Source organism: Pseudonocardia sp. ICBG1034 (assembly GCF_020131375.1).
Classification (GTDB): Bacteria; Actinomycetota; Actinomycetes; order Mycobacteriales; family Pseudonocardiaceae; genus Pseudonocardia; species Pseudonocardia alni.
Map to the genome: position 1 here is coordinate 1,285,449 of NZ_JAHLEK010000015.1, position 26,394 is coordinate 1,311,842.

Genomic DNA, 26,394 nt, shown 5'->3' on the forward strand with positions numbered 1-26,394 from the left:
CCGGTCGCACGCGATGGTCGTGATCAGCTGTGGGCCGGAGAACCCGGCCGGCACGACGACCGGACGGAAGGTGCACCGATGTCGGCTCCCCGACGCGACGACCCCACGCGGCCCCAGCGCCGCTCTGCGGCCCCGCGGCAGTCACTGGTCGCAGGACTGACCGCGCTCACCGCCGTCGGGGTGTTCGGGGCGGCCATGGCCGGTGCGCCGGCCGGGAAGGCCACCGACTCCACCGAGGAGTGGGCCGCCTGGGCCGCGGGTCAGCGGAACGAGGCGCGGCAGCCGGACGACGCGGAGATCCTGGCAGCGCGCGACGCCGCCCCGGCGTCCGCGCCGGAGCCCGCCCCGTCCCCGTCGGCTACGGCCGGGCCGAAGCTGCCGTCGCTCGACGGCGTCGGCGTGGACGAGCCGGAGGTCGTGGCCCCCGAGGCGCTGCTGCCGGCGGTGCCCCCGGCGCCGTCCGTGCTCGGTCCGGTCGTGGCGGCCGCACCGGTGCCCGTGGCCCCCGTCGCGCTGCCGGCACCCGTGGCGTCGGCCCCGGTCTCGCTGCCGGTGCCCGCCGCCCCCGTGCGGGAGGTCGTGACTCCGGTGGCCGAGTCGGCCGGAGCGGCCACCGACACCGTCGGCCGGTCCGTCGCGACGACGCTCGAGCGGCCCGTGGAGACCGTGGACTCCGCCGCCGCGCCCGTCACGTCCCTGGTCGCCGGGGACCGGCCGTCCGACGCGTCCGGTCCCGCGACCTCCGAAGGCGCCGCCGACCTGCCGACCCGCACCGACCGGCAGGAGGAGGTCGCCGAGGCCCTCACGGCGCTGGGTGTGCTGGCCCCGGCCGAGACCCCGGCGTCGAGCGGCCCCGCGCAGCAGACGGAGGAGCTCGTGGCCGAGGGCACGCAGCAGTCCGGACCGGCGCAGACGGCGCCCGAGCAGCAGACGGCCCCCGAGCAGACGGCGCCCGAGCAGACGGCCCCCGAGCAGACGGCCCCCGAGCAGACGGCCCCCGAGCAGACGGCGCCCGAGCAGACCGCGCCGACGCCGTCCGCACCGGCGGTAGAGGGGGCGCTCGCCGCCGAGGGCACACCGCAGTCCGCTCCGGTGGCCGCCGCTCCGGAAGGGGTCTCCGAGCGGGAGGCGCTCTCGCTCGCCGACCAGTGGATCGCACGGATGACGACCGGGGCGACCGAGCGCGGGCGGCTGCCCGAGCTGCTCGCGCAGGCGCCGTCCCGCGGGACGGCCGTCGCCGGGCAGCCCGAGCGCCGTCCCGGCGCCGAGGACACGTCCGCCCGGACCGCCACCGGCTCCGCCGCGGGCGACGCGACGCCGAGCCGGACCGTCCCGGAGGAGACCACCCGGGACACGACCGGCCGGGACGGATCCGACCTCCCCCGTGCCGAGGAGGCGTCGGACGGCGCGATCGAGCAGCGGGCGGCCGAGTTCATGGCGGCCCGGCAGCAGGTGGCCGAGCAGCAGGTGGCCGAGCAGCAGGCCGCGGAGCGGAAGGCGGCCGAGCGGCAGGCCGCGGAGCGGAAGGCGGCCGAGCAGCAGGCGGCCGAGCGGAAGGCCGCGGAGCGGAAGGCGGCCGAGCAGGAAGCCGCCGAGCGCCGGGCCGAGCAGCGAGCGGCGGAGCGGAAGGCGGCCGAGCAGCGGGCGACCGAACGGCGGGCGGCCGCGGAGCGTGCCGAGCGGCAGCAGGCCGAGGAGGAGCAGAAGGCGTCGGAGCAGTGCTCGACCGACGCGTCGTCGCTGTCGGTCTCGGTGAAGCAGAACGACGAGGGCCAGGTGACGGCCGTTCGCATCTCCGGCTTCGACGAGCACTGCTCGGGCCGGACCGCCCACGTCAGCGTGAACACCGAGGACGGCGGCACGTCCGCGACGAAGACGATCAGCGGTTCCTCGGTGACCGTCTCCCTGGACGAGCCGGTCGACCCCTCGTCGGTGAGGTCGACCGAGGTGTCGGTCGGCTGAGGACGGAGGCCGGACTGTGCAGGACCGGACGTCGCAGGACCCGGCGACGGGTGACACCACCGACGAGTGGGTCCCCGTCGACTGGACGGTGACCTGGGATGCGGGGCGCTCGGAGGGGTCCACCGGGGACGCCGGGCGGCCCCACCGCCCGGCAGCGGCGACCGGTCCGGAGCCGGAGCCGCCGGCGTCGGTCCCCACGCCACCGGCCCGCGACCGGGGGGACGCCGCCGACACCGCGGCGCCGGCCCGGGACACCGCCGCGACGGCCGGGTCCGCCGGGCCGCCGGGACCCGCGGGCGCGGCCGACCCCGAGACCCGCGCCCTGCGGGTGACCCGGCCGGCGGCACCCGCGGCGCCCACCGAGCGGGTGGGGCGGGCGACCGGGGAGGCCACCGGTGCGCCGCAGGGCGTCGCCGGCACGACCGGTACCGGACCCGCGCCGTCGTCCGACGACCGGCCGGCGTCCGACGGCCCGGACACGTCCGACGGAGCCGGGACCGGGACCACCGCGAGGTCCGGGACGACCGGGGTCACCGGGGCGACCGGGACCGCCGGGGGGACCGCACCCCCGGCCACGACGGCGATCCCGGTGGTCACGGGCCGTCCCGCCCCGGCCGCCGGGAAGCCCGCCCCACCGGTGGGCACCGGCTCCGCGACCGGTCCGGTGCCCCGCGGCGGAGCCGACCGACCGGCTCCGCCCCGCGGGCGGGGGCACCCGCCGTCCCGGCCACCCGCCTCGCCGTCGGGCGGGCCTCCGCCCGGACCGGGCGCCGGACGACCGCCCGCCGTGCCGCAGCACCCGGACGCGCCGCAGCACCCGGACGCGCCGCAGCACGCGGACGCGCCGCAGCACGCGGACGCCCCGCAGCACCCGGACGCTCCGCTGCGCCCGGACGCTCCGCGCCGGCAGCGACGGTCCGCACCGCCCGCCGGCCCGCGGCCCGCACCGGTCCCGCTGCCGGTCGAGCGCGCCGGCCCGGTCCGGCCCGTCGCACCGAACGCGCCCATCCGCTACGCCGGGGACCAACCGATGCACGGCTGGCGGCGCGGCGTCTACGCCGTCACCGCGGGCCGCTACAACCCCGGGCCGTCCCCGGCCCAGCTCGCCCGCCAGGAGCTCATCCAGCAGATCCGCCGACCGCTGGCCGGGGTCCGGAGGATCGCGGTCGCCTCGATCAAGGGCGGCGTCGGCAAGACCACCGTGTCGGCGTTGCTGGGGCTGGTCCTGGCCGAGAACCGCGGCGACCGGATCGTCGCCCTCGACGCCAACCCCGACGCGGGCACCCTGGCCGACCGGCTCACCGGCGACACGTCCGCGACGGTCCGCGAGCTGCTCGCGGGCGCCGCGCACGCGTCGTCGGTCCACGATCTCGACCGCTTCAGCAGCCTGGCCGGACGCCTGCGGGTCATCGCCTCGGAGCAGGACCCGGCGGCGGGGGAGTCGTTCAGCCGGGAGGAGTACGAGGCGGTCTGCGGGCTGATCGGCCGGTTCGCCAACGTGCTCGTCACCGACTCGGGGACCGGCCTCGTGCACTCGGCGATGGAGGGGACGCTGACGCTGGCGGACGCGCTGGTCGTCGTCGGGACTCCGACCGTCGACGGGGCGACCCGGGCGTCGAGGACCCTGGACTGGCTGCACGGGCACGGGTTCTCCGCCCTCGCCGAGCAGGCCGTCGTCGTCCTGTCCCAGGACCGGTGGAGCCGGGAGATCGACCGGGATGTGGTCCGCAGGCACTTCGAGTCCCGTGTCCGCGCCGTCGTGGAGCTGCCGTTCGACCAGCACCTCGCGCACGGTGGCCGGATCGACCTGTCCCGGCTGGCGCCGGCCACCGTCGACGCGGTTCTCCTGCTCGCCGCCCGGATCACCGACGGTTTCGACGGCTGATCCCCGCGGCCGACGGGGGAAACCCCCGTGTTCGGTGTGCGCACGGCGCGCGGAGGGACACCGGCTGCCCGGCGCGGCCATGATCGTCGGTGGATCGGGCCCGTCCCGCCGGGGGCGGTGGACGCGTGCCCGAGGAGAGCGAGGTGGGAGCGGTGACCGACGCCCGGGCCGAGTCCGTCATGGCCCCCCTGGTCGCAACCCCGGTCGGGCCGCACGTCCTGATCGCCGACGGGACGGAGGCGTCCCGGGAGCGCGGGTTCCTGTCCAGCCTGGGCTCGTCGGGTCCGCCGGTCGCCATGCTGGTCGGGACTGCCTACCGCAGGCCGGGACTCGCGGCGGAGCTCCTCCGGCTGCTGCACGAGGTGGTGACCGGCCCCGCGGGCGCCGACGGCGAGCTGTGGCTCGCCGTCACCGACATCGCCGCCCTGGGCGCCAGGCTGCAGCAGGTCGCCGACGCCACCGGCGTCGCGCTCGTCGCCCCGTCGGGGGCCATGCGGTTCTCCGTCGGCTCCGGCATCCTCACCGGACCCACGGTCGGCGGGACCGGCTGGGTGCGCTTCGCGCCGGGATCACCACCGCAGGCACACGGCACGCGCTTCCCGCGCCCGGACTGGGAGGGGGCGCTGCCCGACGAGCCCGCGGTCGTCGGGGGAGCGGCCGTCGAGCCGGTCCCGGCCGGACTCGCGGTCCGCGGTCTGCCCGCCCCGGAGGAGGGCACGGAGAACGACGACGTGGCGCTGCGTGCCGTTCTCGACCGTCGCTTCGTGCAGCTGCTGGTCGGCGGCACCGGCCCCGTCCCGACGCCGGACGCGATCGCCGGCGCCGCCCGGACGATCACCTCCGGGTGCCCCGTGCTGGTCGCGCCGCTCACCCCCGCGGCGCTCTCCGACGGGTTCCCGGCGGCCCTCGGCGAGGCGATCGGCGCGGACTTCGCCCTGGGCACCGGTGTCGCCCTGCGGACGGCGTCGGGGGTGGAGACCTTCGTGGTCGAACCCGGGCGGGAGACCCGGATGCGTCCGTTCCCGACGGTGCTGCGCCAGCGCCCCGACGGGGGGCAGGACGTGTTGTCGGTGGGCCTCCCACCGGCCGGGTGGGACGCGCGGGGGTGCAGCTACGTCCGCGACGACGTCGTCGCCACCGTCGTCCCGTCGGGTCTGGTCCTCGGCGCCGGGGACGCCGGGCCGGTGCCGCCCGACCCGTACGACCCGGCGGTCTGGACCCTCCACCTCGGTCACGACGGCGAGCCCGTCGGGGCCGCACTCCTGGCCGCCGCCCGCTCGCTCGTCGACTCCCTCGACGACGAGCGCCGTGCCCGTCACCGGGTCCGGCTCCGCGGGGTCTGGGCCACTCCGGAGGACGCCGAGCGCGCCGTGTCGCTCGGGCTGCTGCCCCGGCCGGCCCCGGCGAGCTGGGACACCACCGTGCCGGACCTGCGGGTCGAGTCGGCGGTGCCCGCGATGCCGGTCCCGGCCGTCGCGGAGCCGCCCACCCCCGGGGAGCATCCGGCCGCCGACCCCGCACCGGAGGCCGGGGACCCCGCCGACGGCCCGACCGGCGGTGCGGTCCCGGCGCCGGACGCCGACGTCACCCCGCCGGGACCGGCTGCCGACGCCGGGCCGGTCGGCCCCGTCACCGGGGACCACGGCCCCGGGGACACGGATCCCGCGGCCACCACGGGGGCCACGGACGCGCGCCCGCCGCTCGTCGTCGACGACCGGCCCAGCACGGGCAGGGAACGCGAACGGTTCGTCGCCGCCGCCGGGGACCTGTACACCGAGGCCCTCGCGACGGTCAACGCGGCGCTGGCCTCCTGGCCGTCGCTGCGCACCGGGGACACGTCCGGGGTGAAGACCGATCTGGCCGCGGTGTGCCTGCACCTCGGCGACGGCGAGCGTGGCGGCGGCCCGGTCAACGAGGGCGTCCGGTCCGGCAGCCGCGACCTGCCGGAGGGGCAGCTGGCCTGTCTGGTCTCCGGGCTGCGTCGCCTCCCGACGCACCGTCGACCGGTGCTGCGTCAGGGGCGGGCGCCGGAACCGCCCTCGGACCACACCGTGGTGGGCGGGACACTCGCCGAGCCGGGCTTCCTCAGCGCGGCCGGCGAGCTCGACGTCACCGTCCCCGACGCCGGCTACGACGTCCTGATCTGGCCGATGACGGCCCGCCGCACGAGCGAGCTCGTCGCGGGCCGCCCCGTCGCGGAGGTCGTCTTCCCGGCCGGTACCCGGTTCCGGACGATCGGTGTGCGGGATGCGCCCGCGCCCGAGGACGTCGACGGCGGGCCGGTGGCGCCGCGTCTCGCCCTGCTCGTCCGGGAGCTCGGCGCCGACGAGGGCGAGGGCTCCGGTGGGCTCGGCGAACGCGACCAGGCGGCACTGGCGAGGCTGGAACGGGCCCTGGAGCGGCGACGCCGGATGGTGCTGCGGACGGTGGAGGACCCGGACGTCGTCCGGCGCCTCACCGTCCCGCTCCTCACGGTCGACGCGGGCGCGACCGGCGACTCGGCCGCCGCGTCGTGAGACGGGCGAGGTGCCGCGCCGCCGGGCGGGCCGTGGCGCTCGGTGCGGCCGCGCTCGTCACGCTGCTGACGGCCGCCCCACCGGCGCTCGCCGCCCCGGCGGTCCCGCCGGGCTGCCTGCCCCCGCCCACGGTGACCGAACCGACGCTGCCCTGGGCACAGCGCCAGCTCGCGCCGCAGCGGGTGTGGCCGGTGACCCGGGGTGCGGGGGTGGTCGTCGCCGTCGTCGACACCGGGGTCGACGCCCGGACCCCGCAGCTCGCGGGCGCGCACGTGCTCCCGGGTGCCGACGTCGTGTCGGACGGCCCGGCGGACGGCGACTGCTACGGCCACGGGACCTTCGTCGGCGGCATCATCGCCGCGCAGCCGGTCGAGGGCAGCGGGTTCGCCGGGATCGCCCCCGACGCGACCCTGTTGCCGATCAGGGTCACGGTCCCGGACGCGGACGGCGACGCCGGCCGGGTGACCGCCGCATCCCTGACCGCGGGCATCCGCCGCGCCGTGGACGAGGGCGCCCGCGTGATCAACGTGTCGGCCAGCACCAGCATCCCGGACGCCGGGCTCGCCGAGGCGGTGGCGTACGCCGCCTCCCGCGACGTCGTCGTGGTCGCCTCGGCCGCCAACGGGGCGCGCACGGGTGATCCCGTCACCTACCCGGCCTCCTACCCGACGGTCATCGCGGTCGGTGCCGTCGACGCCGAGGGCGGGCGTGCCGACTTCTCCCAGACCGGCCCGTACCTGTCGCTGGTCGGCCCGGGCAGCGACGTCGTCAGCATCGGCCCGGGCGGACCGGGACACTGGCAGGGCAGCGGCACCAGCTACGCGGCGCCGTTCGTGGCGGGTACCGCCGCCCTGGTCCGCGCCTACCGGCCCGATCTGCGGGCCGACCAGGTCAAGCACCGGCTGGAGGCGACCGCGACGCACCCCGCGGTCCCGCTCCCCGACCCGGCACTCGGCTGGGGCACCGTGAACCCGGTCGACGCCGTCACCGCGGTGCTGCCCGAGGAGGGGACGGGGCGGGAGGCCGCCGTCGTCGCTCCGCCGGTCCGTGCCCCCGCGCCGGTCGCCCCGTCGTGGGGGCCGCTGACGGCGGTGCTCAGCGTGCTCGCCGCCGCCGGCACGGCCGCGGTGGTCGTGCTGCTGGTCCGGCTGGGCCCGGCCGGGCACCGGCGCGGGTGGTCCCCACCCCGGCGGGTCGAGATCCGCGGGCCCACCCCGGCCGAGGGTGTCGCGGGCGCCGCGACGGACGACGGCCGTGTGCCGGAGCGGCCCTCCGGCATCCGGGCCGGATGAACCGGTCCCGGGCCGTCCCGGGACGACGGGGGCCCCGGCGCCCGGTCGTCGACCGCGCACCGGGGCCCGTGCCGGAGCGGCCGTCAGTGCAGGGCGGCGTCCAGGTCGCGTGGCAGCGACCGGGCCGGAGCGGCCAGCCCGGTGAGCGCGGCGGGGGAGAGCAGCTCGTCGACCCGCGTGGCGTCGAGCAGACCCCGGGCCACCGCGATGTCGCCGACCGGGCGCCCGGTGGCCAGCGACTCCTTCGCGATCTCCGCGCTCGTGGCGTACCCCAGCGCGGGGGACAGCGCCGTGACGATCCCGACCGATCCGCGCACGCCCTGCTCCAGGTGCTCACGGTTCGCGGTGATCCCGTCGACGCAGCGGTCCGCCAGCGTCCGCGCCGCGGCCTGCAGGTGCGAGGTCGACCGCATCAGCCCGTAGACGATGATCGGTTCGAAGGCGTTGAGCTGCAGCTGCCCGGCCTCGGCGGCCATGGTGACGGTCAGGTCGTTGCCGATGACCTCGAACGCCACCTGGTTGACCATCTCGGGGATGACCGGGTTGACCTTCCCCGGCATGATCGACGATCCGGCCTGGGCCGGCGGCAGGTTGATCTCGGCCAACCCGACCGACGGGCCCGACGAGGTCAGGCGCAGGTCGTTGCAGACCTTGGACAGCTTCACCGCGACCCGCTTCAGGACGCCGGAGACCTGCACGAACGCCCCGCAGTCCTGGGTCGCCTCGATGGGGTCGCCCGCCGGGACCACCTCCTCGCCGGTGATGTCGCGCAGGTGCGCGCAGGCCACCCGGGCGTAGTCGGGGTGGCCGTTGATGCCGGTCCCGATCGCCGTGCCGCCGAGGTTGCTCTCGCACAGCAGGGCGGCCGCCTCACGCAGCCGCGCACAGTCCTCGCGCAGCATCGTGGTGTAGGTGTGGAACTCCTGGCCCAGCGTCATCGGGACCGCGTCCTGGAGCTGGGTGCGCCCCATCTTGACGACGTCGTGGAACTCCTCGGACTTGCGCGCGAACGCCGCGGCGAGGTGCTCCAGACCGGCGACCAGCTCGTGCAGGTGGGTCAGGACGCAGAGCCGGATCGCCGTCGGGTAGACGTCGTTGGTCGACTGGCCCAGGTTGACGTGCGTCAGCGGGTCCAGCTCGGCGTAGTCGCCCCGCGCGTGCCCGAGCAGCTCCAGGGCCCGGTTCGCGACGACCTCGTTGGCGTTCATGTTGGTCGAGGTCCCCGCCCCGCCCTGGATCGGGTCGATCGGGAACTGGTCGGCCAGCGCGCCCGCGCGCAGCTCCCGGCAGGCCGCGACGATCGCGTCGGCCCGGCGCCCGTCCAGCCGCCCGAGGTCCCGGTTGGCCAGGGCGGCCGCCTCCTTCACCGCGGCCAGGGCGTGCACCAGCCGGGGGAAACCGCCGACCGTCTCGCCGGTGACGGCGAAGTTGGCGACCGCCCGTGCGGTGTGCACCCCCCAGTAGGCGTCCGCGGGCACCTCGACCGTGCCGAGGGAATCCCCCTCCGTACGCGTCATCGCGTTCATGGCTGCTCCCCACTCTTGACAACGGCTGCCAGACTACTCAATGTTGGATGCGAAGCGCAAAGTCCAGAGTGCAATATATTGCACGCACACAGCAGCGAGGAGTCACAATGGCCGTGTCCCCGACGCCGTCGGCGCCCCCGGAACCACCGCAGCCACCCGCCGGCCGCGGCTCCGTGGCCGCACGCCTGCACTGGCGGTTCTGGCGCTACCCGATCGGTGTCCAGTCGCTGGTCGCGGTCGCCCTCGGAGCGGCGGTCGGCTGGGCGTTCCCCGTCGTCGGCGAAGGGTTGAAGATCCTCGGTGACGCGTTCCTGAACGCGGTCCAGATGGTCGTCGTCCCCCTGGTGTTCCCGCTGATCGTGCTGGGCATCTCCCGGATGGAGTCGGTCAAGAAGGTCGGCCGCATCGCCGGCAAGTCGATCCTCTACTTCGAGATCGTCACCACGGTCATCCTGCTGATCGCGGTCGGCCTGGCGAAGGCGTTCGACCTCGGTGTCGGCGCCCCGACCTCGGGCGGCGACGCGGCCGCGGTGGGCAACCTCCAGCAGGGCGTGGACTTCCACGAGCTGCTCCTGCACGCGATCCCCAAGAACGTGTTCCAGGCGTTCGCCGAGGGCAACCTGCTCGGCGTCATCGTGTTCGCGACGCTGGTGGGCATCGCGCTGGCCGCGCTCGGGGAGAAGGCACGTCCGGTCAACGACGTCCTCGACTCCTTCGCCGGGGCCATGTTCAAGGTCGTCGGCTACGTCATCGCGTTCGCGCCGCTGGGCGTGCTCGGGTTCATCGCCTACGACGTCGCGCACTACGGCTTCGGCAACCTGGTGAGCCTGCTCGGCTTCGTGGGCGTGGTCTACCTGGGGCTGATCCTCGTCCTCGGTGTCGTCTTCCCGGTCATCGCGGCGATCTACGGCGTCCGCTACGTCGCGATGCTGCGCTCGATCGGCGACCTGGCCGGGCTGGCGTTCGTCACCCGAAGCTCGGAGGCGGTGCTGGCGCCCCTGCTGGGCCGGCTCGAGAAGTTCGGGGTGAGCCGCTCGACCTCGTCGTTCGTGGTCCCGCTGGGCTACTCCTTCAACACCGACGGCTCCGTGCTCTACCAGGCCGTCGCCCTCGTGTTCATCGCGAACGCCTTCGGTCTCGACACCTCCTGGGGCAGCCTGCTGCTGATGGTCGGTGTGCTCGTCGTGCTGTCGAAGGGCATGGCCGGGGTCGCCTCCGCGTCGGTGGTCGTGCTGCTCGCCGCGAGCACGACGATCGGGCTGCCGCCCGAGGGCGTGGCACTCCTGCTGGGCGTCGACTTCATCGTCGACATGGCCCGCACCGGGGTGAACGTCGTCGGCAACTCGCTCGCCGCCGCCGTCATCGACAGGTCGGAGATCCGGGGCGCCCGCCGCCGCGGTGAGCCGCTGCCCGCCGACCTCGACGCGGCCGCCGCGGCCGCCGCGGCCGACGCCGACCCGGCCGGCGGCGCCGGGGCCGACGGGTCCCCCGGGGCCGCGGCCGGCGGACCCGCACCGTCGGCACCGGCCGGGGCCGACGAGGGGCACCCGTCGCCGGTCACGGCGGACCGTGCGGGGGCACCCGCCCCGGACGAGCGGGTCGACGCGACCCAGGGGTCGCAGCGCTGATGATCGCCCCGGAACGCGCCCCGCGCGCGACCGGCCCGGGGACCGCCCCGGCTCCGGTCGCGGCGCGGGGCCCGGCCGGGCCCGGCGCACCGGACGTCCCGGTGATCGGGATCCTGGGCGGCATGGGCCCCGCGGCCACCGCGGACTTCTACACCAAGCTCGTGGACGCGACGCCCGCGTCGCGGGACCAGGAGCACCGTCGGGTCGTCATCTGGTCCGACCCGACGGTGCCCGACCGGACCGAGAGCCTGCAGGGGCGCGGCCCCGACCCGCTGCCCTGGCTGCGCGCGGGCGCGGAGAAGCTCCGGGAGGCCGGCGCGACGCACATCGCCATCCCGTGCAACACCGCCCACGCGTTCGTGCCGGCGCTGCTGCAGTACGTCGACGTCCCGGTCGTCCACATGATCGACGAGGTCGCCCGGTCCCTGGCCGGCGCGGCGCCACCCGTCCGGTGCGCGGGCCTGCTCGCGACCGACGGGACCGTCGGGACCGGGCTCTACCAGGACTGGCTGCACCGCAGGGGGGTCGAGGTGATCGTGCCCGACGCCCGCGACCAGCGGGCCGTGATGACGGCGATCCTGTCGATCAAGGCCGGTCGTCGCGGTGCGGCCGAGACCGCGGCCCTGGCCGCGGTCGCCGACCGGCTCGCCCGGGCCGGTGCGGAGGCGGTCGTGGCCGGGTGCACGGAGATCCCGCTGTGCCTGGCCACGACCGACGTCACGGTGCCGCTGCTGGACCCGGCACGGATCCTGGCCCGGGCGATGGTGGCGCTGACCGCACCGATTTAACGTGTCGTTGATATATCGTGTGCTGCATGCAGATCGTTCCCGTCCCGCGGCGCCTGCTCAGTGACGAGGTGTTCGCGCGGCTGCGCGACGCCATCGTCCACTTCGAGCTGGCGCCGGGGGAGAAGGTCCGCGACACCGAGCTCGCCGAGCGGTTCGGCCTGAGCCGGACCCCGGTGCGGGAGGCGCTCAACCGGTTGGCCGACACCGGGCTGGTCGAGGCCAAGCCCGGTGTCTACACCCGCATCACCCCGCTGGACCGGACCGACGCCGAGCGCGCGCTGGCGGTGCTGCGGGCGCTGGACACCCTGGCCGTCGGCACGGCGGTGCCCCGGATGACCGCGGCCGACCTCGAGGAGATGCGCGCCGCCAACCGCGACTTCGAGCGCGCGGTGGACACCGACGACACCGACGCCGCCCTCGATGCCGACGACCGCTTCCACGGCGTGCCGCTGCGCGTCGCGGACAACCCGACGCTGACCCGGATCGTCGAGCAGCTGCACCCGCAGATCCACCGGATCCTCTACCGGAAGTTCTCCACGCTGCTGGGCGGCCGGAACACCATCGAGCACCACGACGCGTTCGTGGACCTCTGCGCCTCCGGCGACGGCGCGGCCGCCGCGGCCTCGTCGGGACAGCACTGGGAGCGGCTCGGCGGCCACATCACGGAGCTGTTCGCGACCAACCAGCTCGGCTGACCCGGTGCCGGCGCGGTACCCGCCACGCCGGCGCCGGGCCGGTCACCCGCCGTCGGTGCGGGGTGTCTGCACCAGGCGCACCGAGCGCCTGCGGTCGACGAACTGACCCCGCCCGGGCGGCAGGGTGCGCGGCCGCACCGTCCCCAGGAAGCGCCCCTCCTCGCGCGGGCAGGACAGCAGCAGCGCGGGGGAACCCAGCTCCCACATGCGCCGGATCCCGGCGTTCATCATCGACCGCGACGCGCCGCCGGTGCTGCGGGCGATCACCAGGTGCAGGCCGATGTCGGCGCCCTGGGCGAGCAGCGGCACCAGCGGCTCGAGCGCGCCGGCACCCATCCCGCCCTCCATCAGCTCGAAGTCGTCGACCAGCACGTAGTAGCGCGGGCCGGTCCACCAGTCCCGGCGCGGCAGCCGGTCCGGGGTGATGTCCGGTCCGGGGACCCGGGCCCGCAGCGTCTCCCCGACCGTCCGCAGCGCCGTGGTCAGGGCGTCGACGCCGACCGAGTAGTCCTGCTGGTACTCCTGCCCGACCGCGTCGTAGAGCTCGCGGCGCACGTCGCCGAACACGATCCGGACGTCGTCGGGGGTGTGGTGGGCGGCGACGCTGCGCGCGATGTGGCGCAGCAGACCCGTCTTCCCGGTCTCGGTGTCGCCGTAGACCAGCAGGTGCGGGCTGGTGTCGAGGTCCCACCACTGCACACCGAGCCGGGTCTCCTCGACGCCCAGCGCCATCCGCATCTCGGCGGTGGCGCCGGCCGCCGTCGGTGCGGGCAGGTCCGCGGGCGCGAGCCGCCCGGGCAGCAGCCGTACCGGCGGGGCGACCGGTGCCCGGGGCGTGGTGAGGGCCTCGGTGAGCTCGACGGTCGCTTCGGACAGGTCGTCCGTGGCGCCGGACCCGTCGATACGGGGCAGCGCGGCCAGGAAGTGCAGGCGGTCGCGGGTGAGGCCGCGCCCCGGCCGTCCCTCCGGGACGGTCGCCGCCACCCGGCTCCCGACCTCGGAGTCGACCGGGTCACCGAGACGCAGCTCGAAGCGGGTGCCGAGGACGTCGCGCAGCCAGGGCCGCATCTCCGCCCACCGGTTGGAGGCGATGATCAGGTGGATGCCGAAGCCGAGCCCGCGCGCGGCCAGCTCCTGGAACCGCTCCTCCAGCTCGTCGTAGTCCTGACGGACCGTGTACCAGCCGTCGACGACGAGCATGACGTCGCCGTAGGGGTCCTCGTCGAGGAAGCGGCCCGCGCGCCGGGCCCGCCGGTAGGTCGCCATGGAGTCGATGTTGTGCTCGGCGAACAGGGCCTCCCGCCGGGCCAGCAGGTTGGTCACCTCCAGCACCGTGCGGGTGACCCGGTCCCGGTCGAGCCGGTTCGCGACCGAGCCCATGTGCGGCAGCCCGGACAGCGACGACAGCGTGCCGCCGAAGTCGAGGCAGTAGAACTGCACCTGCGCGGCGGAGTGGGTCAGCGCCAGCGACGAGATCACCGTGCGCAGCAGGGTGGACTTGCCGGTCTGCGGCCCGCCGACGACGCCGACGTTGCCGCCGGCCCCGGACAGGTCGGCGGTCAGCAGCTCGCGCCGCTGCTGGGCCGGCAGGTCGATCAGCCCGACCGGGGCGCGCAGGGTGCCCGAGTCCAGGGCGCCGACGGCGCGCAGCCCCAGCTCCGGGTCGTCGACCAGCGGGGGGAGCAGCTGGTCCAGCGCGGCCGGGACGACGAGCGGCGGCAGCCACACCTGGTGGGCCCGCGGCCCGATACCGGTCAGCCGCCCCAGCAGCACGTCGATCATGGCGCGGGTCTCGGTGGGCTCCTCGGGCTCCGGTTCGTCGGCCTCCGGGAGGGCCGGCGGCGGGAGGTACTCGGTACCGAAGGCCACCACCTGCTGCTCGACGTCGTCGCGGCGCCGGCGCCGCCGGGCCGGGCGGTAGGTCGCCGAGGAGTAGGCGCCCTTGAACCGCAGCAGGGTCTGGGTGTCCGGACGCAGGTAGCCGTTGCCGGGGGCCGACGGCAGCTCGTAGGCGTCCGGGACGCCGATGATGCTGCGGCTGTCCCCGGCGGAGAAGGTGCGCAGGCCGATCCGGTAGGACAGGTGCGTCTCGACCTTGGAGATCCTGCCCTCGTCGAGGCGCTGGCTGGCCAGCAGCAGGTGCACCCCGAGGCTGCGGCCCAGCCGTCCGATCATGGCGAACACGTCGACGAACTCCGGCTTGGAGGACAGCATCTCGCTGAACTCGTCGACGACGACGAGCAGCGCGGGCATCGGCTCCAGCGGCGCCCCGGCGGCGCGGGCGGCCTCGTAGTCGCGACGCGAGGCGTACTCGAACCGGCGCAGGTGCTCCTGGCGGCGGTTCAGCTCACCGGTCAGCGCGTCCTGCATCCGGTCGACGAGCTCCAGCTCGTCCTCGAGGTTCGTGATCACCGCGGAGGTGTGGGGCAGCGCGTCGAACCCGAGGAACGCGGCACCGCCCTTGAAGTCGACGAGCACGAAGTTGAGGTCCTCGGAGGTGTGCGTCGTCGCCAGCGCGAGCACCAGCGTCCGCAGCAGCTCGGACTTGCCCGACCCGGTCGCGCCGATGCACATGCCGTGCGGGCCCATGCCGTCCTCGGCGGACTCCTTGAGGTCCAGCTCGAGCGGCGCACCGGCGGCGGAGATGCCGATCGGCACCCGCAGCCGTCGCTTGGCGCCCGCCCGGCCGCTGCGGTAGCGGACCGGGTCGAAGGTCCGGACGTCGCCGAGCCCGAGCAGCGCGGCGAGGTCGTAGTCCGAGGCCAGCGGCTCCTCGGTCGTCCCGGTCGCGGTCCCGATCCGGAACCGGGCCACGGTGCGGGCCAGTGCCGCGGCCCCGGCCGGTCCCAGCCGGTCCGGGCGGCAGAGCGGCCGCGGCCGCGGGCGGCCGAGCCGGTCGAAGACCACGGTGCGGACCTCGTCCGGGTCGACCTCCAGGAACAGCGCGTCGGCGCGCTGGGTCCACGGCAGCGACCCGCCGACGTCCAGGAGCACCGTGTTGCGGTAACCCTCCAGCACGCAGCGGTGCTCCGGGTGCACGCCGACCCCGTCGAGGACCAGCACGACCAGCGGCTCGGTCGCGGTGACCGGGGACCCCGCCTCGAACCGCGGGCGGCCGGCGAACGCCGGACCGCCGAGCAGGTCCTCCGCCTCGGCCAGGCTGTCGGTCACGATCCGCCGAGCACCGGCGGCGTCGGGGGCGTCGGGGTCCTGGCCGTGCGGCAGCCACTTGCACCAGTCCCAGCGGTGCCGGTTCTCGTCGCTGCAGGCCACCGCGACCCGCAGGTCGGCGGGTCCGTGCGCGGTGACGAGCTGGGCCAGCAGGGCCCGGGCCAGGCCGAGGACGGCCTCCTCGTCGCCGGTCATCTGGATCTGGGCGAACCCGCGGACGTAGACGGCGATCGGGGCGTTGGGGACGGTCGAGTAGGCGCGCAGGAAGCGGCGGAGCGCGTGCGCCGACAGCGGTTCCAGGTCCTCCACGGGCTTGGTCTCCGGCGGCTTGAGCGCCAGCGACGAGCGCCGGGTCCCCAACCCGATGCGGATCTCGCCGAAGTCGTCGTGCGAGGGACGGCGCTCCCACAGCCGGTAGCCCAGCGCGATCGACCACAGCGAGCGCGGATCGGGGTGCAGCCACTTCGCGGCCGTCTGCTGGGCGGCCAGCGAGCGGCGGACCCGGCCACGCAGCTGGGTGAGGTAGCGGACGTAGTCGCGGCGCAGCCCGTGCAGCTTCTGCTTGTGGTTGACGGAGTTGCGCAGCAACCCGACCAGCATCATGCCCATGGCGGAGAGCACCATCAGGCCGCCGCCGACGTAGATCAGCGGACCGCCGCCGGGGCGGACGAACATCATCACCATGGCCAGCGAGCCGAGCCCCATCGGCGCGTACATGAGCGCCGAGCTCATGCCCCCGCCCGACTCCTCGGGGACCGCGGGCGGCTCCTGGATCTCGACGGTCTCGTCGGGCACAGGGGGCTTCTGACGGCGCGCCCGTCGGGCGAACAGTTCGGTGCTCACGCGCTTCCCCTTCGTGGGTGATCTCCCCTGGAAAGCCCGGGCGGGGCCGCGGCGCCGCACGCGTGCGTGGGGGCGGACCTAGCGTTCCGGGCGGTTCGCGGTGGTCGACACCCTGGCAGGAGAGGACCCGAGGAACCGTGACGCAAGAGCAGATCCAGCATCGCACACGCAGCTCGGCCCGGCTACGTTTCGTCCTCGGTGAGAAGTCCGCGGACATCACGGTGCCGGCCGAGGTGCCGCTCGCCGACCTGCTGCCCGCGGTGCTGCCGCACTTCGGTGGCGAGGCGATCGAGCAGGGCGCCGAGCACGAGGGCTGGGTCCTGCAACGGCTGGGTGACCCGCCGTTCGACGAGGAACGCACGACCGGCGAGCTGGGCCTGCGCGACGGGGAGGTGGTGCACGTCCGGCCACGGGCCGACGGGCTGGCCCCCATCGACTACGACGACGTCGTGGACGGCGTGGGCGAGCAGGTCCGCACCCATCCCTGGTCGTGGAACGACAGCCGGACCCGGGCGATGTTGAGGCTCCTGGCGGCACTCGCACTGCTGACCGGGGTCCCGCTGGTCCTGCAGGTCACCGTCCCGGCGCTGGCGCTCGCGCTGGCCGGGGCCATCGCGGTGGTGCTGCTGGGGGCGGCGGGGCTGGTCGCGCGCAGCGGCGTCGGGACGGTGCCCGCGGCCGGCCTGGCGGGCGTCGCCGTCTGCTACGCCGCCACCGCCGGTGTGCTGCTGATCCGCCTCATCGAGCCGTCCGCACCGGTGATGACCGTGGTCGCCTGCGCGGCCGCGCTGGGCCTGATGGCGCTCGCCGTCGGGACGGCGCTCGTCGCGGACGGTGCGCTGCTGTTCGTCGGGGCCGCGACGGCGGGCCTGGTCACGGCCGCGGCGGGCCTGGCCGGGGCGCTGGGCGGGGTGTCCGCGCCCAAGGCCGCGGCGATCGCGGTGGTGCTGTCGCTGGTGGCCGGGGTGTTCGTCCCGTCCACCGCCTTCCGGCTGTCCGGCCTGCAGCTGCCGCTGCTGCCCGGGGAGCCCGAGCAGCTCTCCGACGACGTCGAGCCGGTGCCCTACGCGCTCGTCGTCGAGCGGGGGACCGCGACGGTCGGGTACACCGCGGCCCTGCACGTCGGGCTGGGGGCGGCGCAGCTCGTGCTGCTGCCCCTGGTGCTCGTCGAGGGCACCGTCTGGGCGGTGGTGTTCGTGCTCGTCGTCGCGGCGCTGATGGCACTGCGCGCACGGCACCTGGACTCCGTGGTGGCCCGGTGGGCGGTGCTCGCACCGGTGGTCACCGCGCTGGTGGTGTGCATGGTCGGGGTCGCCCCGGTCCTGTCGCCGACCGCGCGGGTGCTGGGGCTGTGGCTGCCCGTGCTCGCCGCGGGCGCGGTGCTCGCCGTCTCGGCCGAGCGGCTGCCCGGCCACCGTCTGCGGCCGTACTGGGGGCGGGCCGTCGAGATCGTCGAGTCGCTGACGGCGGTCGCGGTGCTCCCGCTGCTGCTGCAGGTGCTGGGCGTGTTCGCCTGGATGCGCGGACTGGCGGGCTGAGCAGGTGCAGTCGCGTCGGGACCAGGTCCAGGCCTACTTCTACGTCGTCGGGCGGATGACCTCCGCGGTCACCCACGGCCGGCCGGACGTCGTCCGTCCGCCGGGGCGGCGGCTCAGCACCGGGTTCGCCATCGGGGTGCTGGTCGCGGCGGTCCTCTGCGCCGGGTTCGGGGTGTACGGGCTGTTCAAGCCGGGCGGGAACACCTCGTGGCGGACGGCGGGCGCGATCGTCACGGAGAAGGCCTCCGGGGCCCGGTTCGTCTACCTCGACGGGACGCTGCACCCGGTGCTCAACCTGGCCTCGGCACGGCTGGCGACCGGGTCGACCGCGGCACCGACGTCGGTGTCGGCGGCGTCGCTGGCCGGGACCCCGGTGGGGGCACCGATCGGCATCCCCGACGCGCCGGACTCGGTGCCCGCCGCGGCGTCGCTGAACCGGTCCCCGTGGACGGTGTGCGCGAGCCCGCCCGCCGCGGGTACCGTCGGACCACCGACCCTGTCGCTGCTGCTCGGCGCCCCGGCGGGTCCCGAGCCGGCGGACGACGAGGGGCTGCTCGTCGCCACCCCCGACGGCCAGGAGAGCCTGGTCTGGCAGGGCCGGCGCTACCGGCTCGGCGGGGCGGGCGTCGCCGCCGCCCTCGGCTACGACGACGTCGCCCCGGCACCCGTGCAGCCCGGCTGGCTGGCCGCGGTCCCGGCCGGACCGGACCTGGGCGTCCCGGCGGTGGGCACCCCCGGCGCGCCGGGGCCCACCATCGCCGGGAAGCCCAGCCGGGTCGGGCAGGTGTACCAGGTCAGCAACCCCGCGCTCGCCTCCGACGACCTCTACCTCGTCCGTGCCGACGGCGTCGCCCCGCTCAGCCGCACGATGGCCGCGCTGGCGATGTCGGGTGGCGGCAGCACGGTCCGTGTGGGGCCGGCGGACATCGCGGCGGTGCCGCGGTCGTCCGGCCCGGAGCTGGGCCGTGACCTGCCCCCCGTGCCGCCGCGGCTGGTGGTGACCCATCAGGAGGACATCCCCTGCGTCCGGGTCGACGTCGCCGATCCCGACGCCCCGGTGCGGATCGGGACGCTGCCGACGGCGGCCGTCGCGGCGGCCACCGTCCCGGCCGGGACGCACACCCCGGGGCTCCAGGCCGACCGGATCGGCATCCCGGCCGCGTCCGGGGTGCTCGCCCGGGTGGCGGCCGCGCCGGGAGCCGCGCCCGGGGCGGCGTTCCTCGTCACCGACATCGGGGTGCGGTTCCCGGTCGCCGACGACGAGGCGCTGACCGCGCTCGGCATGCAGGGCGGCAGCGCCGTCGCGGTGCCCGAGCAGCTGCTGGAGCTGCTGCCGACCGGCCCGGTGCTCGACCGGGAGCCGGCGTTGCAGACCCGGTCACCGCAGTCGTGACCGTCCGCATGCGACTTGGCGGGGGAAATCCCCACCGATCCGGCGAACGGACGTAAGCCGTTACGTCTCCGGCGAGCGGGACCGATTCACTTCAGGCGTCGGGAACCCGATCGACGGAACGCACCAGGAGGCTCGGCCGGACTGGGCCGGGCCCCGACCCGGAGGACGAACATGGCGCTGACCAAGGCGGACATGCCGCGGATCGAATCGACCGCGGCGCAGCACGACGAGACCGGCAACGGCGTACAGCAGCTCATCCGCACCGCCGCGTCCGAGGTCGAGGGTCAGTTCGACCCGACGTCGAGCGAGCTGGCGAAGGCGACCCACGCGGCCTGGCTCGACCTGCAGGAGTTCGGCAAGAAGGCGCAGGCGGACCTGCAGCACATGGGTGAGGCCATGCGCCGCGCCGCCACCGAGAACATGCAGACCGACGTCGAGAGCGCCGGCAGCGTTCCGCAGGCCAACTGAGCCCGACCCCTCTGACCAGGTAAGGAGTCCCTCACATGGACACCATGTTCTACCAGTACGAGCAGATCGAGGAAGCGCTTGCGGCGATGAAGCGCTCGGCGCAGACGCTGCAGGACGAGACCTCGCAGCTGCGCAGCGCGGTGCAGCAGCTGTTCGGCGCGGACTTCGTCGGTGCCTCGGCGGACCAGTACAACACCACCGCCAACGAGCTCCAGCAGCAGCTGCAGGCCAAGAACCAGTACATCGACGACCTGCACCGTCAGGTCATGGACTCGATGGAGCGCATGCGCGCGTCCGACCGCGCGGGTGTCAACGCGTTCTGATGCCCCGGCCGGTGTCACCCCGTCGGGGTGACACCGGCCTTCGGCCGTTGCGGAGAACGGAGCAGGGATGGGCGAGCACACGAAGGTCGACCGGGCCGCCATCGACGAGGCGGCGGGCAAGCTCGGCAAGCTGATGGACGACATCAAGGCGTTCACCGACCTCGACCCGCACTGGCCGGACGCGGGCAAGTTCTCCGTGGCCCAGTACGTCGAGCGGCGGGTCGACGACCGGCGCAACGCGGTGATCGACCACGCGAAGCGGATGAAGACGATCCTCGAGGCGATGGAGCCCTCGCTCAAGGACGTGTCGAAGATGCTGGTGGACGTCGACTCCGACAGCGCGGCCGCCGTCGGCAAGCGCATCGACGAGATGCGCGCCGACGCCGACGCCGAGATCGTCGAGCGCGCCAACGAGATCGAGCACGAGCAGCACAACTTCACCACCGACGACGAGTCGGAGGCGAGCAACACCTCCGACGGCGACGGGTACGACGACACCCAGGGCCAGATCATCACCGGTGTGCCCAAGGGCGAGGAGGGCGTGGGCAGCGTCCCGCAGGACGAGGTGCTCAACGCCCCCAGCCAGACCGAGGACACCGACCAGGACACCACCGACGACGAGTTCCTGGACGAGTACGAGGACGACCGGCCCGACTCCTGAGCCCGGTCGCCGCCCGCACCGGCTCCACCCTTCCCGAGAGGACACCCAGGACCATGGCCGATCAGACCCGCGTCGACGTCGGCGCCGTCACCGCATCCGCCGACGCCGTCGGTGCCCTGCTGCCCCCGAGCTCCGGCTCCCGGGACCGGCTCGGCGCGGACTGGTCGCCCTCGGGGCCGTTCGCGGCGGCGCAGCAGCTCGACGGGGTGTCCGATGCGCGCGCCCAGGAGCTGCTGAGCTACGTCACCGCGCTCCGCACCGAGCTCGGGGAGTTCGGTGCGTCCCTCGCCGACACCGCCCGCAACCTGGTCGACACCGACGTCGTCTCCGGCACGCGGGTGACCGACCTGCCCGGTGACGAGGTCGTCGATGCCTGACGCCGACGACTCGGACGCGTTCGGCCTCGCCGGACAGGACACCGCACCCCCTCCGGCGTTCAACGCCTCGGACTTCAAGACCTGGACGACGTTGCAGTTCCAGGTCGAGGGCATCGCACCCCAGGAGGGTCAGTCCGCCGCCCCGGAGGCGTGGAAGAAGTTCGGCGACCAGTTCGAGACGGCCGCGAAACGTCTCCAGTCGATCAACGACGACGTCGCCAAGCTGGTCAAGCAGGTCGACGAGGCACTGGAGGGACAGGCCGGGACGGCCTTCCAGGACTACGCCGACGGGGTGCTGAAGGAGAGCAAGGCCTTCGCCGCGGTCCTGGCGGACAAGAAGTACGCCGACACCGTCCGCGGCGTCGGCACCGACATCGCCACCTTCCGGGACACGTGGTGGGAGACGGTCGAGCAGAGCTGGGAGGACCGTCGCGCGGCCCAGGACAAGGTGCGCGCGAAGGCGATCTCGGCGGTGACGCTCGCGGCGGCGGCGGGGGACTCGTCGCTGATCGCCGACGTCGTGCAGACCTACAAGAACGTGGTGCGCCGGATCGAGAACGAGTACGAGGACAAGCTCGTCACGGCACTCCAGAAGCTGCTCGGCGGGCTGGCGGACGACTACTCGACGGCGGCCGGGGACATGGCCGCCCTGGAGATCGTGCGCGGCGAGAAGGCGCGCGGGTCGAAGGAGGCCGTCGCCAAGCTCGACAAGAAGGGCGACGAGGACTCCGACGACGACTCCGAGGGCTCCGGGTCCGACGACGACGATGACGACTCCGAGGGCTCCGGTTCCGGGGACGACGATGACGACACCGGTTCGGACTCCGACTCCGACTCCGACTCGGCCCCGCCCACCGTCGAGGAGCTGGAGCAGCAGATCGAGGACCTCGAGGAACGCGTCGAGGAGCTGGAGACGGGTGGGTCCGGCGACGGTGCCGGTGACGGCGTCGGCGGCTCCGGCGACGGGCTCGGCGACGGGCTCGGCGACGGCGAGGGTTCCGGGTCCGGCTCGGGTTCGGGTTCGGGTTCCGGCTCGGGCGAGGGCTCGGGTTCCGGCGGCACCGGTGGCGCCCACGGCGGGGGCAATGCCGGTGGCGGCGCCCGCGACAAGGCGCTGGACGACGCCCGGAACGCGGCGGGCCAGGCCATCGACGACCTGGCGGGCGGTGGCGGCACCGGCGGCGGCACGGGCGGTGGCGACTCCGGCTCCGGCTCCGGCTCCGGCTCCGGCGAGACCGGGGGCTCGGGCGGGGGTGTCCCGGCCCCCCAGATCCCCGACCTGTCGACGGGCGGCGAGGACACCGGCGGCGCCGGGGGATCGACCGCGGACCCGCAGCGGCAGGCGGCGCTCGACCAGGCGAAGAAGGCCGCCGGCGACGCCATCGACGGTCTCCGCGGCGAGTCGTCCGACCCCACACGCGACAAGGCGCTCGAGGACGCCAGGAACGCGGCGAACCAGGCGATCGACGATCTGTCGGGCAGCGGCTCCGGCGGCACCGGCGACGGCTCGACGGGCGCGGGCGGAGGTCTGACCGGCTCGCCGGGCGGCGGCTCGCCGGGGTCGGGCTCGGGTGGCGGTGCGAGGTCGCCGGGGTCGGGTGGCGGCAGCGGACCCGGCTCCGAGGGCGCCAAGCGCGACCAGGCGCTGGAGGACGCGAAGAAGGCCGCGAACGAGGCCATCGAGGACCTCCAGGACCCGGTCTCCGAGGGCGGCTCCGGGGACGGCAGCGGCTCCGGCGGTGGCCCGGGCTCCGGGGAGGAGAGCGGCAACCCCGCGCACGACCAGGCGATGCGGGACGCGAAGGAGGCTGCCGACAAGGCGATCGACGAGCTGCGTACCGACGACCCGGTCCGCAACGACGCCCTGGACCAGGCCAAGGAGGCCGCGAACCAGGCGATCTCCGACCTCGCCGCCGACGGGGCCGACACGGGCGGCACGGCGTTGGGGCCCGACGACCGTGGTCTGCTCGACCAGGCCCACGGGGCGGCCAACAAGGCACTCGCCGAGCTGGGCCCGGACGCCACGCCCGAGCAGGCGAGGGCGGCTGTCGAGAAGGCCATCGACGATCTCGGCAACCCCACCGGCGACCCGCACCGCCAGGCCGTGCTCGACGAGCTGAAGAAGACCGCGACCGACGCCCTGGGCGACGAGCCGCCCGGTCGCGTCTCGGACGCGATGGACAAGGCCTTCGAGGAGCTCGGCCAGGACGCGGCCGACAAGACCGGCGTCGGGGACGACCCGGGGGCCCGGACCGCGACCGAGGGCGACGGCGCCGGCGGTGGGTCGTCGGCGTCCCCGCCGGACCTGCCGTCGGCCGAGGAGCTGATGGGTGAGTCCGGTGGCGCGGGCGGCGGCGCGGACGACGGTGCCGGTGGTGCCGGTGGCGGCCCGGAGGGCGGCGCGGGCGGAGGCGGTCCGGTGTCGCCGCCGGACCTGCCGTCGGCCGAGGAGCTGATGGGCGAGTCCGGTGGCGCGGGCGGCGGCGCCGACGACGGTGCCGGTGGCGCCGGCGGCGGCCTCGGCGGTGGTGCCGGTGGCGGCCCGGGTGCGCTGGACCCGAGCTCGGCCCGGTTCGACACCGACGTCGCCGCCGAACGCGGGTTCGGCGTGCCGACCGGCGGCGTTCCCCACGGGCAGGTTCTCCCCGCGGCCAACGCCGCGGCCGGCGGACCGATGGGTGGCGGCATGCCGATGGGCGGCATGCCGATGGGTGGCGCGGGGATGTCCCCGCAGGGCATGGGACAGGAGCGTGAGCGCGAGCCGCACACCTGGCTGCAGGCCGAGGGCGGGATCTGGGACGAGGACACCGACCATCTCGCACCCGGTGTGATCGGACGGACCTGACCGTGACCACCCCCGTGCCTCCGGTGGACACCGGGTTCGACGCGATCGTCGCGCAGCTGCTCGCGGCCGATCCCGACGTGCTGTACCGGCGGGCGGACGCCGTCGACGCCGTCGTCGTCGAGCTGGAGACGGCCCGCGACGGGCTGCGCCGCGAGACCCGCCGCGTCCAGGAGGCGATGCTCGGCGCGACCGCGGACGGGTTCGCCGCCGAGTCCGCGGCGAAGGTGGCCGCACTGGAACGGTCGCTGGAGGCCGTCCGGACCTGGCCGCTCGCCCTGCGCGGCGCCGGCGACGAGCTCGCGCGCGCCCGCAGCGCGGCGATGTCGCTGCGCGAGCAGCGCGCCGCCTGGGCCGGCCACCCGCAGGCGGCCGAGGTCGAGGAGACGTTCGCCGCGGCTGCGCGCGCGGAGCTGGCCCGGGTGGAGACGGCCTTCGCCTCCTCGGGCGGTGCGCAGCAGCCGATCGCGGCGGTACCGGGGTCGTCGCCGACCGGCGGGCCGACGGTGTCCGCGGTGTCGACCACCGCACCGCCGCAACCGGAGGTGGTCACCGCGGTGCACCCGGGGGCGGCGGGCCCGACGGCCGGGATCCCGGGGCTGACCACACCCGGCCCGGAGGCGGCGGGCATCCGCGCGGCCGCGCTCCCGGCGGCACCCGGCCCGGTGACGGACGGATCGCCCACGGCGCCGGGGGACACGGCACTCGCCCCGACGGCGTTCGCGCTCGGTGGCCAGACCCTCGGTGCCCCCGCGGCCGTCCCCTCCGGGACGCTGCAGTCCGCGCCGGTGACCCCCGCGCCGATGACTGCCGCGCGGACCACGGCCGTGGCCCCGTCGGGGGTGCTGGGGCGCCCGTCGGACAGCAGCCGCACCGGCACACCGGCGACGGTCACCGCGCCGGCCGGCGCCCTCTCCCCGGAGTCGCCCGGGGCCGACCCGGACCGGTCCGTCGACGACGGCGGAGCGCTGCCCGGAGGGCTGGTCGGGATGGCGGCGGGCGGCGTGCTCGGACGCGGTACGACCGGGGGCAGGACCCCGGCAGGGACCGGGCCGTCCCCCGCCACGGAGCGGACGGACGCGACCCGTCGCGAGGCAGGGCGCACCACCGGTCCGGACGCGGTCGGGTCCGTGTCGCTGCCGGAGGTCGAGGCGCTGCAGGCCACCACGTCCGGAGGCGGCCCGGCCACGCCGTCCGACCGGGTCCGCGCGGGTTCCGGCCCGCTGCCGTCGTCGGTGGGCCTGCCGCCCTCGCCGTCCGTGTCGTCGGGCGGACCGGCGGTGCGGGTGCCGACGCTGCCGGTCACCGGCGACGCGGCGGCGATCGCGACGCTGCCGGTCACGACCCCCACCCCGGACCCCCGGAGCGCCGGACGCCTCCCGCTGTCCCCGGCTGCCGGCGAGGCGGGGATGCCCGGCGGGGCGCCGATGGGCGGACCGTTCATGCCGATGGGGGCCGGGATGGCTGCCGGGATGAACCAGAACGACGACCGCACCCGCGAGACCTCGCTGACCGCTGATCCCAGCAACTGGCAGGACGACGGGGTGCCGGGAGTGCTGGGCCGCAGCTGAGGCCCGGCACCCACCCGCCCGACCACACGAGGAGGAGACACCCATGAGCGACGCCACGGACCACGAGGGGTACTACGCCCGGCGGCTCGACGAGGCCTTCGAACAGGTCGAGCAGGAACGCGCCCGGGTCGGGGAGGTCGGCCGGGTCTGGAAGGAGGAGCAGACGACGGTCGTCGCCAAGGACCGCTCGTTCACCATGACCTTCGACGGCCGTGGTGATCTCGCCGACCTCAGCTTCCACGGAACCCGGTACCGCTCGCTGGCGCCCACCGAGCTCGCGCACCTGATCGTCGGGACGCTGCAGGCCGGTCGGCTGCAGGCCCTGGAGCGCACCGCCGCGATCGTGCAGGAGGGCGGTGGCGCGGAGGGGCTGGACCTGGTCGGGCTGGCCACCGGGAAGGTCGACCCCTCCGAGATGATCGAGTCGCTGATGGGGTCGATGTTCGCCGAGATGGGCGTCGAGGACCCGACCCGGGGTGAGCGTCGTGGCCGATGAGACCTACGTCGACCTCCCCGGCGTGCGGCGCAACGCCGAGGGGGTGCGCCGCATCCGGAGCGACCTGGCCGGGCCGTTGGAGCGTCTGAACGCGCTCAGCGCGGAGTACGAGGGCTGCTGGGGCAGCGACGACATCGGCAGGGCGTTCGGGGAGAAGTACTCCCCGGACTCGACCGAGGCCCGCGCCGGGGTCGGCGAGACGGCCGAGGGGCTCGACATCTACGCCGACAACCTCGAGATCTCGGCGGACAACCTGTCGCGGCTCGACGAGGACAACGCCTCCCACGTCCCTCCCGCGTAGCGCACGCCGGCCCGGGACGCGCCGACCACGGGCCCCGACGGGCCGGCCGACCGCTCCCGCGCGGCATCCACCCGATCCGGTCGCACCGCCGGCGTCGGGCCGTCACAGCATCGGTGGA

Annotated in this window: 19 protein-coding genes; 17 read left to right on the forward strand and 2 right to left on the reverse strand. The window is 75.6% G+C overall.

What is annotated here, in order from left to right; all coding sequences use genetic code 11:
• Positions 1–78 precede the first annotated feature (78 nt).
• From KPF22_RS07710 to mycP, 4 genes are all read left to right on the forward strand, one after another.
• Positions 79–1,962 (forward strand): hypothetical protein, encoded by a 1,884-nt coding sequence (locus tag KPF22_RS07710; RefSeq protein ID WP_224401588.1) that lies wholly within the window; start codon positions 79–81, stop codon positions 1,960–1,962.
• Positions 1,963–1,978: 16 nt separating this feature from the next.
• Positions 1,979–3,847: a MinD/ParA family protein gene (locus tag KPF22_RS33005; RefSeq protein ID WP_224401589.1), complete on the forward strand. Its 1,869-nt coding sequence runs from the start codon at positions 1,979–1,981 to the stop codon at positions 3,845–3,847.
• 125 nt (positions 3,848–3,972) lie between these two features.
• Positions 3,973–6,363: a hypothetical protein gene (locus KPF22_RS07720; protein ID WP_224401590.1), complete on the forward strand. Its 2,391-nt coding sequence runs from the start codon at positions 3,973–3,975 to the stop codon at positions 6,361–6,363.
• Complete coding sequence (mycP, locus tag KPF22_RS07725; RefSeq protein ID WP_224401591.1) at positions 6,360–7,655, forward strand: type VII secretion-associated serine protease mycosin; 1,296 nt, start codon at positions 6,360–6,362, stop codon at positions 7,653–7,655. The genes KPF22_RS07720 and mycP overlap by 4 nt, the downstream gene beginning before the upstream one ends.
• 83 nt (positions 7,656–7,738) lie before the next feature.
• On the opposite strand, the gene KPF22_RS07730 is transcribed toward mycP, so the two are convergent.
• Entirely contained in the window at positions 7,739–9,172 is a 1,434-nt protein-coding gene (locus KPF22_RS07730; protein ID WP_224402393.1) for an aspartate ammonia-lyase, read from the reverse strand.
• Between the two features lie 116 nt (positions 9,173–9,288).
• On the opposite strand from KPF22_RS07730, the gene KPF22_RS07735 reads away from it, so the two are divergent.
• The 3 genes from KPF22_RS07735 to KPF22_RS07745 are packed head-to-tail and all read left to right on the forward strand — an operon-like array spanning position 9,289 to position 12,292.
• Entirely contained in the window at positions 9,289–10,809 is a 1,521-nt protein-coding gene (locus tag KPF22_RS07735) for a dicarboxylate/amino acid:cation symporter (RefSeq protein WP_224401592.1), read from the forward strand.
• Positions 10,809–11,597, forward strand: a complete 789-nt coding sequence (locus tag KPF22_RS07740) for an aspartate/glutamate racemase family protein (protein ID WP_208823491.1) — start codon at positions 10,809–10,811, stop codon at positions 11,595–11,597. Before KPF22_RS07735 ends, KPF22_RS07740 begins: the two co-directional genes overlap by 1 nt.
• Before the next feature lie 26 nt (positions 11,598–11,623).
• Entirely contained in the window at positions 11,624–12,292 is a 669-nt protein-coding gene (locus KPF22_RS07745) for a GntR family transcriptional regulator (protein ID WP_178376228.1), read from the forward strand.
• Positions 12,293–12,334: 42 nt separating this feature from the next.
• On the opposite strand, the gene eccCa is transcribed toward KPF22_RS07745, so the two are convergent.
• Positions 12,335–16,306: a type VII secretion protein EccCa gene (gene eccCa, locus KPF22_RS07750; RefSeq protein WP_224401593.1), complete on the reverse strand. Its 3,972-nt coding sequence runs from the start codon at positions 16,304–16,306 to the stop codon at positions 12,335–12,337.
• 137 nt (positions 16,307–16,443) lie between these two features.
• Between eccCa and eccD the strand changes: the two genes are divergently transcribed.
• The 10 genes from eccD to KPF22_RS07800 all read left to right on the forward strand — a co-directional run bounded on the left by eccD (position 16,444) and on the right by KPF22_RS07800 (position 26,276).
• The gene (gene eccD, locus KPF22_RS07755; protein ID WP_208823487.1) at positions 16,444–17,844 is read left to right on the forward strand and encodes a type VII secretion integral membrane protein EccD; all 1,401 of its coding nucleotides are present in this window, start codon (positions 16,444–16,446) and stop codon (positions 17,842–17,844) included.
• Between the two features lie 4 nt (positions 17,845–17,848).
• Entirely contained in the window at positions 17,849–19,237 is a 1,389-nt protein-coding gene (gene eccB / locus KPF22_RS07760) for a type VII secretion protein EccB (protein ID WP_208823485.1), read from the forward strand.
• Between the two features lie 171 nt (positions 19,238–19,408).
• Positions 19,409–19,705, forward strand: a complete 297-nt coding sequence (locus tag KPF22_RS07765) for a type VII secretion target (protein WP_208823483.1) — start codon at positions 19,409–19,411, stop codon at positions 19,703–19,705.
• Positions 19,706–19,740: 35 nt separating this feature from the next.
• On the forward strand, positions 19,741–20,028 hold the full coding sequence (locus KPF22_RS07770) for a WXG100 family type VII secretion target (RefSeq protein WP_208823481.1): 288 nt from the start codon (positions 19,741–19,743) through the stop codon (positions 20,026–20,028).
• Positions 20,029–20,095: 67 nt separating this feature from the next.
• Positions 20,096–20,689, forward strand: coding sequence for a hypothetical protein (locus KPF22_RS07775; protein WP_224401594.1), 594 nt, complete (start codon positions 20,096–20,098; stop codon positions 20,687–20,689).
• Between the two features lie 53 nt (positions 20,690–20,742).
• Positions 20,743–21,066, forward strand: a complete 324-nt coding sequence (locus tag KPF22_RS07780; RefSeq protein WP_208823460.1) for a hypothetical protein — start codon at positions 20,743–20,745, stop codon at positions 21,064–21,066.
• On the forward strand, positions 21,059–23,911 hold the full coding sequence (locus tag KPF22_RS32665) for a hypothetical protein (RefSeq protein WP_305080312.1): 2,853 nt from the start codon (positions 21,059–21,061) through the stop codon (positions 23,909–23,911). The genes KPF22_RS07780 and KPF22_RS32665 overlap by 8 nt, the downstream gene beginning before the upstream one ends.
• A gap of 2 nt (positions 23,912–23,913) precedes the next feature.
• A complete protein-coding gene (locus tag KPF22_RS07790) occupies positions 23,914–25,479 on the forward strand; it encodes a hypothetical protein (RefSeq protein WP_224401595.1) in 1,566 nt (521 codons plus the stop codon).
• Positions 25,480–25,522: 43 nt separating this feature from the next.
• Positions 25,523–25,975: a YbaB/EbfC family DNA-binding protein gene (locus KPF22_RS07795; RefSeq protein WP_208823454.1), complete on the forward strand. Its 453-nt coding sequence runs from the start codon at positions 25,523–25,525 to the stop codon at positions 25,973–25,975.
• Positions 25,965–26,276: a WXG100 family type VII secretion target gene (locus tag KPF22_RS07800; protein WP_208823452.1), complete on the forward strand. Its 312-nt coding sequence runs from the start codon at positions 25,965–25,967 to the stop codon at positions 26,274–26,276. The genes KPF22_RS07795 and KPF22_RS07800 overlap by 11 nt, the downstream gene beginning before the upstream one ends.
• Positions 26,277–26,394 lie beyond the last annotated feature (118 nt).